The 14,217-nt window shown below is 40.1% G+C and carries 13 protein-coding genes; 6 read left to right on the plus strand and 7 right to left on the minus strand.

What is annotated here, in order from left to right:
• Positions 1-27: 27 nt before the first annotated feature.
• Entirely contained in the window at positions 28-1,353 is a 1,326-nt protein-coding gene (gene pssA / locus CIK86_RS07000; protein WP_086998682.1) for a CDP-diacylglycerol--serine O-phosphatidyltransferase, read from the minus strand.
• 288 nt (positions 1,354-1,641) lie between these two features.
• Between pssA and trxB the strand changes: the two genes are divergently transcribed.
• The 4 genes from trxB to infA all read left to right on the plus strand — a co-directional run bounded on the left by trxB (position 1,642) and on the right by infA (position 4,412).
• Positions 1,642-2,592: a thioredoxin-disulfide reductase gene (gene trxB / locus CIK86_RS07005; protein ID WP_086998685.1), complete on the plus strand. Its 951-nt coding sequence runs from the start codon at positions 1,642-1,644 to the stop codon at positions 2,590-2,592.
• A 97-nt stretch (positions 2,593-2,689) separates the two neighbouring features.
• Positions 2,690-3,406, plus strand: coding sequence for a leucyl/phenylalanyl-tRNA--protein transferase (gene aat, locus CIK86_RS07010; RefSeq protein WP_011328398.1), 717 nt, complete (start codon positions 2,690-2,692; stop codon positions 3,404-3,406).
• A complete protein-coding gene (locus CIK86_RS07015) occupies positions 3,399-4,103 on the plus strand; it encodes an arginyltransferase (protein WP_041454455.1) in 705 nt (234 codons plus the stop codon). The genes aat and CIK86_RS07015 overlap by 8 nt, the downstream gene beginning before the upstream one ends.
• Positions 4,104-4,193: 90 nt before the next feature.
• Positions 4,194-4,412: a translation initiation factor IF-1 gene (gene infA, locus CIK86_RS07020; RefSeq protein WP_002962494.1), complete on the plus strand. Its 219-nt coding sequence runs from the start codon at positions 4,194-4,196 to the stop codon at positions 4,410-4,412.
• A 179-nt stretch (positions 4,413-4,591) separates the two neighbouring features.
• On the opposite strand, the gene CIK86_RS07025 is transcribed toward infA, so the two are convergent.
• The 6 genes from CIK86_RS07025 to clpS all read right to left on the minus strand — a co-directional run bounded on the left by CIK86_RS07025 (position 4,592) and on the right by clpS (position 10,700).
• Positions 4,592-6,136 carry an IS66 family transposase gene (locus CIK86_RS07025; protein ID WP_086960352.1) on the minus strand — a complete coding sequence of 515 codons (1,545 nt, stop codon included), beginning with the start codon at positions 6,134-6,136 and terminating at the stop codon, positions 4,592-4,594.
• 39 nt (positions 6,137-6,175) lie between these two features.
• Positions 6,176-6,529 (minus strand): IS66 family insertion sequence element accessory protein TnpB, encoded by a 354-nt coding sequence (gene tnpB, locus CIK86_RS07030; protein ID WP_254910727.1) that lies wholly within the window; start codon positions 6,527-6,529, stop codon positions 6,176-6,178.
• The gene (locus CIK86_RS07035; protein WP_013465796.1) at positions 6,526-6,831 is read right to left on the minus strand and encodes a hypothetical protein; all 306 of its coding nucleotides are present in this window, start codon (positions 6,829-6,831) and stop codon (positions 6,526-6,528) included. The genes tnpB and CIK86_RS07035 overlap by 4 nt, the downstream gene beginning before the upstream one ends.
• Positions 6,832-6,881: 50 nt before the next feature.
• Positions 6,882-7,850: an IS30 family transposase gene (locus CIK86_RS07040; RefSeq protein WP_096317079.1), complete on the minus strand. Its 969-nt coding sequence runs from the start codon at positions 7,848-7,850 to the stop codon at positions 6,882-6,884.
• A 211-nt stretch (positions 7,851-8,061) separates the two neighbouring features.
• On the minus strand, positions 8,062-10,323 hold the full coding sequence (clpA, locus tag CIK86_RS07045) for an ATP-dependent Clp protease ATP-binding subunit ClpA (RefSeq protein ID WP_086996990.1): 2,262 nt from the start codon (positions 10,321-10,323) through the stop codon (positions 8,062-8,064).
• A 68-nt stretch (positions 10,324-10,391) separates the two neighbouring features.
• Complete coding sequence (gene clpS / locus CIK86_RS07050) at positions 10,392-10,700, minus strand: ATP-dependent Clp protease adapter ClpS (RefSeq protein ID WP_083497543.1); 309 nt, start codon at positions 10,698-10,700, stop codon at positions 10,392-10,394.
• Positions 10,701-10,909: 209 nt separating this feature from the next.
• On the opposite strand from clpS, the gene cspD reads away from it, so the two are divergent.
• Together cspD and CIK86_RS07060 are read left to right on the plus strand one after the other, a co-directional pair.
• Positions 10,910-11,128 carry a cold shock domain-containing protein CspD gene (gene cspD, locus CIK86_RS07055; RefSeq protein WP_011328402.1) on the plus strand — a complete coding sequence of 73 codons (219 nt, stop codon included), beginning with the start codon at positions 10,910-10,912 and terminating at the stop codon, positions 11,126-11,128.
• Positions 11,129-11,923: 795 nt separating this feature from the next.
• Positions 11,924-14,146, plus strand: a complete 2,223-nt coding sequence (locus CIK86_RS07060; RefSeq protein ID WP_011328403.1) for an NADP-dependent isocitrate dehydrogenase — start codon at positions 11,924-11,926, stop codon at positions 14,144-14,146.
• The last annotated feature ends 71 nt before the right edge of the window (positions 14,147-14,217 follow it).

Consider the following 14,217-nt stretch of genomic DNA (forward strand, 5'->3'; position numbering starts at 1 on the left):
TATAGATTTTAAATTTTATAAGGTTACTTATATAAAACGTTTAATTATAAAATCTACTTTTACACGTTTTGCTTGGCCAAGTAACTTTTTAACCGCTTGCGGATAATCGTCCATGGTTTCTAAATCATCTGGGCCAGTTAAACGGCGACAGTGCTGCAGAATTTCTTGCTTTTCGTTGTCAATATCTTGCATTATTGTTTGTTGTGGATCTTCAATTAAAATACCATTTTCAACATCTAGTCCCCACGCCCGCGGGTTAAGGTTATGACCACTGAGTAAATGTACTTTTCTGTCTGAACAAATGCCTTTTAAATGAAACGAATTACTGTCGTGCTTCCATAAATAAACGTTTAAATTACCGTTATCAATATGGCGTTTTTGTGTTTTAACAAATTTATGCAAAATAGTTTCGTATAAATACGGCAACGCGCCTATTTTACTAAATGGCTCGCTAGGCGGTACATAAAAGTCGTTAGCCGTTTTATCGCCTACTACAATAGTGACTTGCTTACCTTGTTTTAATAAGCGGCGTAATGAGCGCATTAATGGCGCCGGAAAATTAAAGTAAGGCGTGTACAACACTAGCTCTTGCTCGGTGGCGTCAAACATGGTTTTAATTAAACGATTAAGTTCGTTATTGCGTCGCCCTAATCCTAAAAACAAACGAATACCTAAGGACTGAGTATTATGCAGCTCGGCGCTGTTATACCTTGCTGTTTTTAAATCACGCATTAATTGCTTTTGATCTAATCTAAAGTCATTAAGCTTTGGCAGCGGGCGGCTATCAATACGCGGCACTGCATTTGAGCTAAGTAATGTTGTTTCAATAAAGTCTATTACAGCATCGCACAATGCGTTTTGCGTAACTAAAAAGTAACGATCGAGGCGATAACGGTCGTTATACTCTAAATACACATTATTTATACTCGCGCCGCTATAAAGCAAGGTGTCGTCAATCACAAAACCTTTTAAATGCAATACGCCAAATAACTCTTTCGCTTTTACTGGTACGCCGTATACCTGCACGTTCGATTGAAACTTTTCGAGGTAATCACAATATAAACTGGCATTCCCCTCAGATTTTTCGGCACCAATAAGGCCACGTTGCGCGCGATGAAAATCTAACAGCACTTTTATTTCAAGCGCTGGGTTAGCTAATGACACCTGGTGCAGTGCCTCTAAAACTTCACGTCCGGCTTCATCATCTTGTAAATAAAGCGTGGTTATATAAATTCGTTTTTTTGCGTTGGCAATTAAACGTAGCAATTGCGTACGGTACTCTTGCGCATTGGTTAAGACGTTAAGGTCTTTTGAAGTCAACCCAAATGCGGGTTTTTCCTGCCAAAATAACATAGTTGCCTATTCACTTAGGTCACATAATCTTTCAGTGACAAATCAAAATTAGGTAAAACATATCAAAAAAAATCAAACCGGTCATGAATTAACGCAGTTTTGTTGCGTATTAGTCTGTTTATTGAACTAATTTTACTTATTAGACATAAATTACTCCATTTTAAGTACACAATATTGCACAGCTTTAAAATTTGTTAAAAAAATTAATCACGGATTTTGTTTACTTCCTGCTTGTTTTTCTTAGAATCGAGCGCATTACAGAGTGAATTAAACGTTTAGGAAAAAACCATGACTGAAGCAAAACATTGTAAGTTACTTATTTTAGGCTCAGGCCCCGCTGGTTACACTGCCGCAGTTTACGCAGCCCGCGCAAATTTAAACCCGGTATTAATTACTGGTATGCAACAAGGTGGCCAATTAACCACCACTACCGAAGTAGAAAACTGGCCTGGCGATGCGCATGGCTTAACTGGTCCTGCGTTAATGGATCGTATGAAAGAGCATGCTGAGCGCTTTGAAACTGAAATTATATTTGATCACATAAATAAAGTAGACGTGTCTAAACGCCCTTTTACTTTAACTGGCGACCAAGGCACTTACACCTGTGACGCACTAATAATTGCGACAGGCGCGTCTGCTAAGTACTTAGGCTTAGAGTCAGAAACAAATTTTCAAGGCCGTGGCGTATCTGCGTGTGCGACCTGTGATGGTTTTTTCTATAAAGGACAAAAAGTAGCGGTTGTTGGCGGCGGTAACACAGCAGTTGAAGAAGCGCTTTACTTATCTAACATTGCCGATGAAGTGCATGTAATTCACCGTCGTGATAGTTTCCGTAGTGAAAAAATATTAGCCGATCGCCTAGCTGAAAAAGCAGCAAACGGTAATGTGATAATGCACTACAACCGCACGCTTGACGAAGTATTAGGTGACCAAATGGGCGTTACCGGTGTGCGTATTAAAGATGCAAACTCTGATGCAACCGAAGAATTAGACCTAGCGGGCGTATTTATTGCTATTGGCCATAAGCCAAATACCGATATGTTTGTTGGCCAACTAGAAATGAAAGACGGCTATATAATTGTTGAGTCGGGCCTTAATGGTAACGCTACACAAACTAGCGTACCAGGCGTATTTGCCGCTGGTGATGTGTCGGATCATATTTACCGCCAAGCAATTACTTCAGCCGGAACAGGTTGTATGGCAGCATTAGATGCTGAGCGCTTTTTAGATAATCTATAAGCTGTTAAGTGTTTAGTGAAAAAGGCTGATAAACCAGCCTTTTTTTATGTCTAAATTATAGTTACACTTTTGTTATTCGTTTTTATTGAAGTATTGTATGAAAAAGCAGCTGTACCAGCTAAGTAATACCGATATAGCATTTCCTCCTATAGAGTGCGCTCTCGACTCCCCCGACGGTTTACTCGCTATTGGTGGCGATTTAAGTTTAGCGCGGCTAAGTAACGCTTATAATAATGGTATATTTCCGTGGTTTAGCGAAGACGAGCCAATAATGTGGTGGTCGCCCAGTGAGCGCGGCATTGTAGAGCTCGATAATTTTCATATTAGTAAAAGCCTGCGCAAGCATTTAAAAAAGCACCCGGTCACCGTTACTATAAATAATGCCTTTATTGAAGTGATTGAAGCATGCTGCGAGCAACGCATTGATACCGATGGTACGTGGATCACCTCTGATATGCTCACTGCGTACATTAACGCCCATAACGCAGGCATTGCCCATAGTGTAGAAGTGTGGCGCGAGGGAGAGCTTGCAGGTGGCTTATATGGCATTATGCAAAATGGTGTTTTTTGTGGCGAGTCGATGTTTCATCATCAAACAAACTGCTCTAAGCTGGCTATGTGGGCGTTGGTTAATTGGCTTAAGCGCCATAACGCGCATTTTATTGATTGTCAGCTCGAAAACCCCTATTTAATGTCGTTAGGGGCGACAGTGATCCCACGCCCTGCATTTTTAGCTAAACTACACGCAGCGCAAAATTATAAAGTAGACCCTGCTATGTGGATACCACAGGAGCTTAACGCTATTTATGAATGAACATATTCCTGCACGCGCCGGTTTAAGCCAAGAGTTTGCTTGTAGTTATTTACCCAACCGCCAAGAGCAGTTATTGGTCATTCTTGATCCAAGTTGCTACAGCAGCGATAAATTTGAGTCTTTGCTGGCGTTAGGTTTTCGTCGCAGCGGTAACCAAATTTACCGCCCACACTGTCCAACTTGCAGCGCATGTAGCTCTGTACGTGTATTAGCACAAGAGTTTATTGAGACAAAATCGCACAAACGTAAACTAAACAAAGCAAAAACACGCTTTGAGGTTAAATATTCTAATCAAGAGCGCCCGCAATACTACGCGCTGTACAGTAAATATATTAGTTTGCGCCATCAAGACGGTAGTATGTATCCTCCTGATAAAACACAGTTTCAGAGTTTTTTATTATGCAGTTGGTTAAACATCACTTTTATAGAGCTTTGGGATCAAGATAATTTAGTTGCAGTTGCCGTAACTGATTGTATGGACAAGGCTATTTCAGCTATTTATACTTTTTTTGACCCCGACTATGAGCAGTATAGTTTGGGTACTGTGATGATTTTACAGCAGCTAATATTTGCTAAAGCACAAAATAAGCACTACGTGTACTTGGGCTACCAAATAGACGAATGTCCTAAAATGAACTACAAAACGCAATTTTTACCGGCGCAAAAACAAGTCAAAGACCAGTGGTTGACTATTTAATTTGCAAAAATAGCCGCTGCGCCTTTACTTATTGGCGTATTTTGGGCAGAATCTGCAGCGTTTAACTATTAAAGAGGTGTTACGCTAAACATGGCGAAAGAAGACGTAATCGAAATGCAAGGGACAGTCCTTGATACTTTACCAAATACAATGTTCCGAGTTGAGCTAGAAAATGGTCACGTAGTTGTGGCTCACATTTCAGGCAAAATGCGCAAAAACTATATCCGTATTTTAACCGGCGATAAAGTAACGGTAGAAATGACTCCTTACGATTTATCGAAAGGTCGTATCGTATTCCGTGCTCGCTAAGTAAGTGCGTAAACGAGATTTAGTTTTTGGCTAGTGCTTCACTAGCTTTAAGCGTTTATTAAATGTAATTGATGGATATTAACTAGCAATTACATTTAATAAACAAAAAACCCAGCCTTGCTGGGTTTTTTGTTGTCTATAAAACATTACAAAAGTAAGCGCGCATTTAAGCAGTGCGCTTAGCTATAATCGAAGTCTAGCTGCACATTCCACGGCATTAGGTCGGTAAAATCATCATCACCCTCATCTCGATTCGGCAACGTTTTAAATAAATGCACAAAGTAGTAATACGGATTGATGTCATTAGCACGACACGTCATCACAATACTATAAAGTATCGCGCTGGCCTGAGCACCATTAACCGATTTTGAGAATAGCCAGTTTTTTCTACCAGTGGTAAACGGCCGAATATCTCGCTCAGTAATATTATTATCAATCCCTAGTTCGCCATCTTCACTATACCGCATTAATTTCGGCCATTGATTAAGCGTGTATTTTATCGCTTTGCCAATATAACTCCCCGCCGTTACTTTACCTTCGGCTTCATCAAGCCACGCTTTAAAGTGCATTAATATGGGTAAGGCTTTTTCTTGTCGTAACTGATACCGCGCTTGAGGAGATAACTGTTTGTTTTTAGCGTGGGTTTCCAGTTTATATAATTGGCTGATAAAGCTGATGGCTTTATGCGCTCGACCTTTGTTTTTCGACTCTGCTTTTAAGGCATCGTTATATTTGCGTCTAGCGTGTGCCCAGCAACCAACAGGGGTAATGCCTTCAATACCGTCATAAACACGGTAACCGTCGCACTGTAAATAGCCTTGATAACCGGCAAGAAATTCTTTTGCGCAAGCGCGACTTCGACCTGCTTGGTAATCGTAAATCACGACAGGCTCACGGCTGACCTCATTGCTGCGATAAACCCACATGTAGGAATTGCTGCTAGGGTTGTCACCTTCATCTAACACTTGTGTACGGGTTTCATCGGCACATAAACTGTGCTCACTAAGCAAGTGACGTTGCATGGCTGCCACTAAGGGGCTGATTAGCAGGCCCGCTTTAATACACCAATTAGCTAATGTTCCGCGCGATAGTTCAAGGCCGCCACGGCCCAGTATGTCAACGAAACGATAAAGCGGTAAGGCATCGCAGTATTTGCCCGTAACAACCGCCGATAACGCTTCTGGACTCGCAATGCTGCCAGGAATAGGCTGCTTGGGTTTAGGCGCGGTGATTATTTTACTGGCCAATTGTTCATGCTCGCAATGTCTGCAAGCATATTTAAATTGTTTGTGCTTAATGACACTGACTTTCGCCGGAATAATCTTCACTTGCTCGCTGTCTTCACTACCACATTGATGTAGTTGTTCACCGCAACACTGACACGTTAACTCGGTTAAGGTGTGCTCAACCTCTTCTCGTTCAAAGTGCTCAGCCAGTATTTGTTTACCTTTCTTATGGTGTTTAGGCGGCTCAGTCGTTTTATGCTGCTCCGCTTCATTGAAGGTGCCCCGTGGGGCTTTTTCACTTTTTTTACCGTATTTTTGGGATTTACTTAACTTAAGCTCAGCAAGCAAGTGGTCAATCCGCGATTGCATTTCAACCTTATCTTCTTGCAGTGAAATTTTATCTTTTTCTAAGCCATCAAGCTTAGCCTGCATAAGTGCAAGCTGATTTTGTAGTTCGGTGATGAGAATAGTGTCTGGCATTTTAATAGCATGACACATGGGAAAGATCGTTCAAGTAAAAAAAACGATCTGGTTAATTTATATCACTGATAACCCTGATAAAGTTGAGTGGCGGGTTTTATTATTTACCGGTAAGCCAGATAATAACCATTGTAACTGCCGTTGTTCAATCCCCATGGCTACGTGTGCTTGAGCATGATTTGGCCATTGAAATCGTCCTTGCTCTAAGCGACGATAATAAAGCCAAAAACCATTGGTATCCCAAAACAAAATTTTTAATTTATCGCGTTGTTTATTACAAAAAACGAACCACGCTTGGCTTAAAGGATCGAGAGATAGGGTATCGCTGACAATAATACTTAACCCATTGATTGATTTTCGCATGTCGGTGAATCCCGTGACCAAGTAAACTTGGTGGGTGCAAGGTGTCACAGTACGCTCAATAATTTGGCTAGCGTTTGGTTAGCTAATGTCGACTCGAAGTCTATTTGATAGCCGTTTGGTGTGGTGAGTTTAATGATTGAAGGGTGTGTAAAGGCTTGCTCATGAATAACAAACGGGATCACCTGTTGCTTTTTAACCCTTATCGTTTCGTCAGAAAGGCGTTTACGCCAAACATAGAAAGTCGATGCGTTAATGTTGTTATCACGACAAAATTGAATGATGGCTAAACCACTCGATTTTTGCTGCTCAAAAATGCCTTGCCAGTGTTTTATTTTTTGCTGTTTATTCATAATTACCTCAGGTTAATATGCTGCTCGAATTCAAGTATTAAGTGCAATCATTATGCAGCCACCAGTATTTCTGATTGCCCCGTAAATAATTCATGAGGGGTTTTATACCCTCTTGTTTTTCTTGGCCGATGGTTGAGCTTATCAACTGCCGCCTGTATCTCTGCTTCACTTAGCGCCATAAAGTCAGTTCCCTTGGGGAAGAAGCGTCTAAGTAAGCCGTTGGTATTCTCATTTATGCCCCGCTCCCATGATGAATAGGGATGAGCGAAATACACATCAGCTTCTAATGCTTGTGCAACATGCTCATGGTGAGCAAACTCTTTTCCATTATCTAACGTCACGGTAATAACCCTATCTTTATATGGTGTCATACACTTGATCAGCGCATCGGCTGTTATTTTCGCATGCTTGCTTTCAATTCTGTGAACGACTGTATATAACGTTTTACGTTCAACCATTGTGACAAGCGCATTTTTACGCCCTTTACCTATCACTGTATCGCCCTCCCAATCACCAATCCTAGACTTTGAATCCACAATACTTGGGCGTTCATCAATGCTGACTCGATTAACTATCTGTCCACGTTTATCATAGCTTCCATAGCGTTTTTTATACTTTTTACATGCACGAGTGAGTGTCTTATGTAGCTTGCCACCACGAGCCTTGTCTCTGTAAATATATTGATAAATTGTTTCATGATGTAAAACGACCTGTTTCTCTAAAGCTAAGCGGCCTGCCACTTGCTCAGGGGAAAGTCCGTCATGCAACAATTTATTAATCCAGTGAGTGACGTCCTCTGTTAACTTACTTGCTTTGAAAGATGACTTACGTCTTTGTTCAGCAAAGTTATTGGCTTGGTTAGGCCGATAGCCTTTAAGTCCTTTATTGCGTTTTAGCTCTCTAGAAATAGATGACGGTGAACGAGTTAGTTCTTCAGCTATCTGCTTTTGGTTATTTCCTGCTTTTATTAACGCGTAAATCTGGTATCTTTCTTCTTGTGTCAGCTGTTTATATTTCATTAAAGCAATTTCCTTTGGCGAGAAAATGGCCGAATTATAACAGCTGGCCATCTAATCTGAGAAATTGCACTTATTATCCGAATTTAGGCTGAGTAAATTATGCATAGGTAGCATTAATATTGGTATGTGGGTTTAATTGCGCGCTTACTTACAAAAAAGGCCTGCTTTTAAAAGCAGGCCTTTTTATTTAACTCATTTAACGCATATTAAACTAAGCTGGAGTTAAATCGCTTTCGTAATCAAAGCGTATTTTTTTATCTTTAACCGATACTTTAACCGTACCGCCTTCAACAAGTTCACCAAAGAGTATTTCGTTGGCTAATGGTTTTTTAAGCTGTTCTTGGATAATACGTGCCATAGGACGTGCACCCATCGCTTTGTCGTAACCTTTGTCAGCCAGCCATTCCCGCGCTTTAGCACTAAGCTCAAGATTAACTGATTTTTTATCCAGTTGCGCTTGAAGCTCTACAATAAACTTATCAACCACAAGTAAAATAACGTCTTTATCAAGGTGATTAAACCAAATAATGTTATCTAAACGGTTTCTAAATTCTGGTGAAAATACTTTATTAATTTCACCCATTGCATCGTGCGTATGGTCTTGCTCGCTAAAACCAATTGACGCACGCGTTGTTTCTTGCACGCCCGCATTGGTGGTCATTACCACGACTACATTTCTAAAATCGGCTTTGCGACCGTTATTATCAGTTAATGTACCGTGATCCATTACTTGCAACAAAATGTTGTAAATATCTGAATGCGCTTTTTCAATTTCATCTAATAGTACTACCGCATGCGGGTTTTTAATTACCGCTTCAGTGAGTAAACCACCTTGCTCAAAACCAACATAACCTGGTGGCGCACCAATTAGTCGGCTTATTGCATGGCGCTCTACGTACTCCGACATATCAAAGCGAATAAACTCAACACCCATACACTTAGCTAGCTGTTTAGTTACCTCGGTTTTGCCTACCCCTGTTGGGCCTGCAAATAAGAACGACCCTACTGGTTTTTCTTCGTTGGCTAAACCAGAGCGCGATAAGCGAATAGCCGATGTAAGCGCATCAATAGATTGATCTTGCCCAAACACCAACATTTTTAAATTGCGGTCTAAGCTTTTAAGCGTTTCTTTATCGCTAGATGACACACTTTGCGGTGGAATACGCGCCATTTTAGCCACAATATTTTCTATATCGGCAACGCCAATGGTTTTTTTGCGTTTAGAGCTAGGCAGTAAACGTTGGCTTGCACCGGCCTCATCAATTACGTCAATTGCTTTGTCTGGCAAATGGCGTTCATTAATATATTTTGCACTTAACTCTGCCGCTGCTTTTAACGCTTTTTGCGTATAACGAATACCATGGTGCGCTTCGTAACGCTCTTTTAAACCATTTAATATTTTAGTGGTATCGGCAACACTCGGCTCAAGCACATCAATTTTTTGAAAGCGACGTACCAAAGCACGGTCTTTCTCAAAAATATTTTTATACTCGTTATAAGTTGTCGAACCCATACAGCGTAATTGCCCACTAGAGAGTAGCGGCTTAAGTAAGTTTGATGCATCCATAACGCCACCCGATGCCGCGCCGGCACCAATAATGGTATGAATTTCATCAATAAATAAAATAGAGCCCGGCTGTGCTTGCAACTCTTTTAGTAAGCTTTTAAAGCGTTTTTCAAAATCGCCACGGTACTTAGTACCTGCCAATAATGCGCCCATATCAAGCGAGTAAACAACGGCATCGGCAATTACTTCGGGTACTTGCTTATTTACAATACGATACGCTAGGCCTTCTGCAATTGCTGTTTTACCAACACCTGCTTCGCCTACTAATAATGGGTTGTTCTTTTTACGACGACACAACACCTGCACAGTACGTTCTACTTCACTATCGCGCCCTATTAATGGGTCAATGTGGCCTTCGAGCGCTTGTACGTTTAAATTAGTGGTAAAGCTGTCGAGCTTGCTCGCTTCTTCGCTTTGCACTTCTTGTACGTCTTCGTGAATATCGTCGGTATCATCGCCTAATTCATCATCGCTTTTGGCAATGCCATGCGAAATAAAATTAACAATATCAAGACGTGATATATCGTGTTTTTTAAGTAAATATACTGCTTGGCTTTCTTGCTCAGAAAAAATAGCCACCAGCACGTTTACGCCTGTTACTTCGTTTTTACCCGATGATTGCACATGAAAAACAGCACGTTGCAATACACGTTGAAAACCAAGTGTTGGCTGAGTTTCACGCTCTTCTTCTAAATCTGGAATAACTGGTGTGGTTTCGTTAATAAACTCAAGTAGTTCAGTTTTTAACTCTGCAACATTTACTGCACAGGCACTTAGCGCTTCCCCAGCAGATGGATTGTCCAAAAGCGCAAGTAAAAGGTGTTCTACCGTCATAAACTCATGACGACGTGTACGCGCTTCGCGAAACGCGCTGTTCAAAGTAAGTTCTAAATCTTTATTTAGCATTGGCAACCCCTTACAGAGATAATAATTTTATACCATTACAATCGAACGAAAGATCATTCGTTTGGTATTTATTCCTGCTCACAACTACATAGCAGTGGATGCTCGTTATCCCTTGAATACCGGTTAACTTGTTCAGCTTTTGTATGGGCTACATCTGAGCTAAATACGCCACAGATCCCCTTCCCTTGTTGATGAATTTGCAGCATCACGTCGGTTGCTCTATCGCTATCCATATTAAAAAATGTCATCAGGATCTCTATCACAAAATCCATTGGCGTGTAATCGTCGTTATTTAAAACAACTTTATATTTTCGCGGTGGTTGCAGCTTTTGCTTTTCCTTGTCGCGAACGATGTCTATAACACCTGAATCTTTCATACCACTCATAATTAAATATAGTCTTGTCTTTGTAACTCAAGCAAACTTGAATAAAAAAATAAATAAAATGTTAATAAATAGATCAAAACACTTGACTGACTGGCTAAATAAACTACAGTCAAACATAGATTGATTAAACCTTAGTCAGTCTAGCAAATTATACAGTTTAGATTAACTAAATTAGTGAACTTATAGAAGGATGTAGAAGTATGGCTTGTGGTAAAGTCAAATGGTTCAATAATGCCAAAGGTTTCGGTTTCATCGTAGAAGACGGCTGCGAGAATGATATTTTCGCTCATTACTCAACAATTGTAATGGACGGCTATAAAACACTTAAAGCTGGTCAAGATGTAACATTCGAATTAGAACAAGGCCCTAAAGGCTTACACGCTAAAAATATAGCGCCTAACGGTGATATTATTGAGTGACTGTTATTTTGTTCTACTAAAGCGAGTGACCTGCTTAGATCCTCGCTTAATTCCTTCAACATCTTTTTTATCATCTCTTCTTCTGTATTAATAGCCTCATTATCTGCAAATTCAACCCTTTTCCTTGAATTTATTTTATCTACCCCAATATTTTCTGTATTGAATGTTAAATATCAATTTGTATTAAATACACGGGCATACCAATAACATTAAATTAATGAGTAATTTCGGCGCAAAACAAATGGCTTAACAATAGGATTAAATAATGTATCCCATTGTTTTACCTTAGTTATTTTAAAAGTAACCAATAAGTCATTTAATACGCAAGCATGCTCATATTTTTAATAAAATTGGCATTTACTATAGCGACAAGTAAAAAGCTTAATAATTAAGCATAAATTTAACCGTATAGTTATTCTATATGAAATTTTAATGCCATTATGAAACTTTAGTCCGTTAGAACGATCAATGTTTTTAATTCAATTGGTATAACTACTTGGATGGTGCTTGCAAAAACTAGCCCTTTTAAACCAAGCTTGTTACACTCTTTACCCTAAAAATAACGTATTAACGCTAGCCTAAAGGCTAATTTATTTTTATTAAATGTTTAGTTATAAATACGGTACTAGCTGGTCAGGTGTGACTATTTTGCTTTATATAAATATAGGGCAATAAACACCTAACTGACTGCTCGTTGCTCCATTATTAACGCTTTAATGTATTACCAATACTGGTGGCAATGATTTCTTTGCATTGTTGAATATGGTCGTTATGGCCAACTATCTAGGAATGATGATGACATCAAAAATTATCTATACAAAAACGGACGAAGCTCCGGCACTCGCAACTTATTCGTTGCTACCTATCATCCAAGCATATACAAATGCGGCAGGTGTTGAAGTTGAAACTCGCGATATTTCATTAGCAGGTCGTGTAATTGCAAGCTTCCCTGATTATTTAACACCAGAACAACGTATTAACGATGCACTGGCTGAACTTGGCGAACTGGCTAAAACACCAGAAGCTAACATTATTAAATTACCAAACATCAGCGCCTCTGTACCACAGCTTCGCGCGGTAATTAAAGAGCTTCAAGCTAAAGGTTATGCACTTCCAGAATACCCTGTTGAGCCTAAAAACGATGAAGAAAAAGCAATTCAAGCTGCGTACGACAAAATTAAAGGCAGTGCAGTAAACCCTGTACTACGTGAAGGTAACTCAGATCGTCGCGCGCCAGGCTCTGTAAAAGAATATGCACGTAACAACCCGCATTCAATGGGTGCGTGGAGCAAAGATTCTGAATCTTACGTTGCTAGCATGAGCGAAGGCGACTTTTTTGGTTCTGAGCAATCAGTAACTGTTGATACAGCCACTGATGTGCGTATTGAACATGTTGCAACTAACGGCGACGTTACTGTGCTTAAACAAAGCACACCGCTTTTAGCTGGCGAAGTTATTGATGCATCAAGCATTAGCGCTGCTAAACTGCAAGCTTTCTTAGCTGCCGAAATTGATGCTGCTAAAGAAAAAGGCGTATTATTCTCGCTGCATATGAAAGCGACAATGATGAAAGTATCTGACCCAATTATTTTTGGTCACGCTGTAAAAGTATTCTACAAAGATGTATTTACCAAGCATGGTAAACTTTTTGAAGAGCTAGGTGTTGATGTAAATAATGGTTTAGGCGATGTGTACTCTAAAATTCAAACATTAGATGACGCTAAGCGCGAAGAAATTGAAGCAGACATTCAAGCTGTTTACGCTAACCGCCCCGCTATTGCTATGGTTGATTCTGACCGTGGTATTACAAACTTACACGTACCAAGTGACGTGATCATCGATGCATCTATGCCTGCTGCAATTCGTTCAAGCGGTCAAATGTGGAATAACGATGGTAAATTACAAGACACTAGCTTTGTAATTCCAGATCGTTGTTACTCAGGTATTTACCAAGCAACTATTGATTTTTGTAAAGAAAATGGTGCGTTTGATCCAACAACTATGGGTAGCGTTCCAAACGTTGGCCTTATGGCGCAAAAAGCAGAAGAATACGGTTCACACGACAAAACGTTTGAAGCTAAAGCAGACGGTTCGATCCGTGTTGTTGATGCAAACGGTACTACTTTACTTGAGCACAGTGTTGAGCAAGGCGATATTTGGCGCATGTGCCAGGTTAAAGATGCACCAATCCAAGATTGGGTTAAGCTTGCAGTAAACCGTGCACGCGCAACGGGCGTTCCTGCTATTTTTTGGTTAGACGAAAACCGTGCACATGATGCGCAGCTAATCAAAAAAGTAAATAAATACCTACCAGAGCACGATACAGCTGGCCTAGATATTCAAATTTTAGCACCGCTTGAAGCAACTTTATTCTCTTTAGCGCGTATTAAAGAAGGTAAAGACACGATTTCTGTAACAGGTAACGTTTTACGTGATTACCTTACAGATTTATTCCCAATTTTAGAGTTGGGTACAAGTGCTAAAATGCTGTCAATTGTTCCACTTATGAACGGTGGTGGCTTATTTGAAACTGGCGCAGGTGGTTCTGCACCTAAGCATGTGCAACAATTCGAAAAAGAAAACCACTTACGTTGGGATTCTTTAGGTGAATTTTTAGCACTTGCTGCATCGCTTGAGCACCTAAGCGTAACGACGGGTAACAACAAGGCACAAGTACTTGCTGACACCCTAGATAAAGCAACTGGTACTTTCCTTGCAGAAAACAAGTCGCCTTCACGTAAAGTAAAAGAAATTGATAACCGTGGTTCTCATTTCTTCCTATCTTTATTTTGGGCACAAGAACTTGCTAAGCAAAATGACGACAGCGAACTTAAAGCGCAGTTTACGCAAATTGCTAGCGACCTTGAAACTAACAAAGAACAAATTGTTAGTGAGCTAAACAACGCGCAAGGCCCAGCGGTAGATTTAGGCGGTTACTTCCAGCCTAACGACGATGCTGCTTTTAAAGCGATGCGTCCAAGCACTACCTTTAACGATATTTTAGCTAAATTAGTATAATATTGAATTAAATTTAAAGCCGCTTACTTGCAAAAGTAAGCGGCTTTTTGTGTCTAAAATTTTACAAATAA

Source organism: Pseudoalteromonas sp. JB197 (assembly GCF_002332205.1).
Classification (GTDB): domain Bacteria; phylum Pseudomonadota; class Gammaproteobacteria; order Enterobacterales; family Alteromonadaceae; genus Pseudoalteromonas; species Pseudoalteromonas nigrifaciens.

Bases quoted from the DNA above. Each gene is read 5' to 3' on its own strand.
- CIK86_RS07015 (WP_041454455.1), top strand. From the start codon at position 3,399: ATGAATGAACATATTCCTGCACGCGCCGGTTTAAGCCAAGAGTTTGCT.
- CIK86_RS07040 (WP_096317079.1), bottom strand. From the start codon at position 7,850: ATGAAATATAAACAGCTGACACAAGAAGAAAGATACCAGATTTACGCG.
- CIK86_RS07025 (WP_086960352.1), bottom strand. From the start codon at position 6,136: ATGTGTCATGCTATTAAAATGCCAGACACTATTCTCATCACCGAACTA.
- clpA (WP_086996990.1), bottom strand. From the start codon at position 10,323: ATGCTAAATAAAGATTTAGAACTTACTTTGAACAGCGCGTTTCGCGAA.
- clpS (WP_083497543.1), bottom strand. From the start codon at position 10,700: ATGAAAGATTCAGGTGTTATAGACATCGTTCGCGACAAGGAAAAGCAA.
- infA (WP_002962494.1), top strand. From the start codon at position 4,194: ATGGCGAAAGAAGACGTAATCGAAATGCAAGGGACAGTCCTTGATACT.
- aat (WP_011328398.1), top strand. From the start codon at position 2,690: ATGAAAAAGCAGCTGTACCAGCTAAGTAATACCGATATAGCATTTCCT.
- pssA (WP_086998682.1), bottom strand. From the start codon at position 1,353: ATGTTATTTTGGCAGGAAAAACCCGCATTTGGGTTGACTTCAAAAGAC.
- CIK86_RS07060 (WP_011328403.1), top strand. From the start codon at position 11,924: ATGACATCAAAAATTATCTATACAAAAACGGACGAAGCTCCGGCACTC.
- CIK86_RS07035 (WP_013465796.1), bottom strand. From the start codon at position 6,831: ATGAATAAACAGCAAAAAATAAAACACTGGCAAGGCATTTTTGAGCAG.
- trxB (WP_086998685.1), top strand. From the start codon at position 1,642: ATGACTGAAGCAAAACATTGTAAGTTACTTATTTTAGGCTCAGGCCCC.
- cspD (WP_011328402.1), top strand. From the start codon at position 10,910: ATGGCTTGTGGTAAAGTCAAATGGTTCAATAATGCCAAAGGTTTCGGT.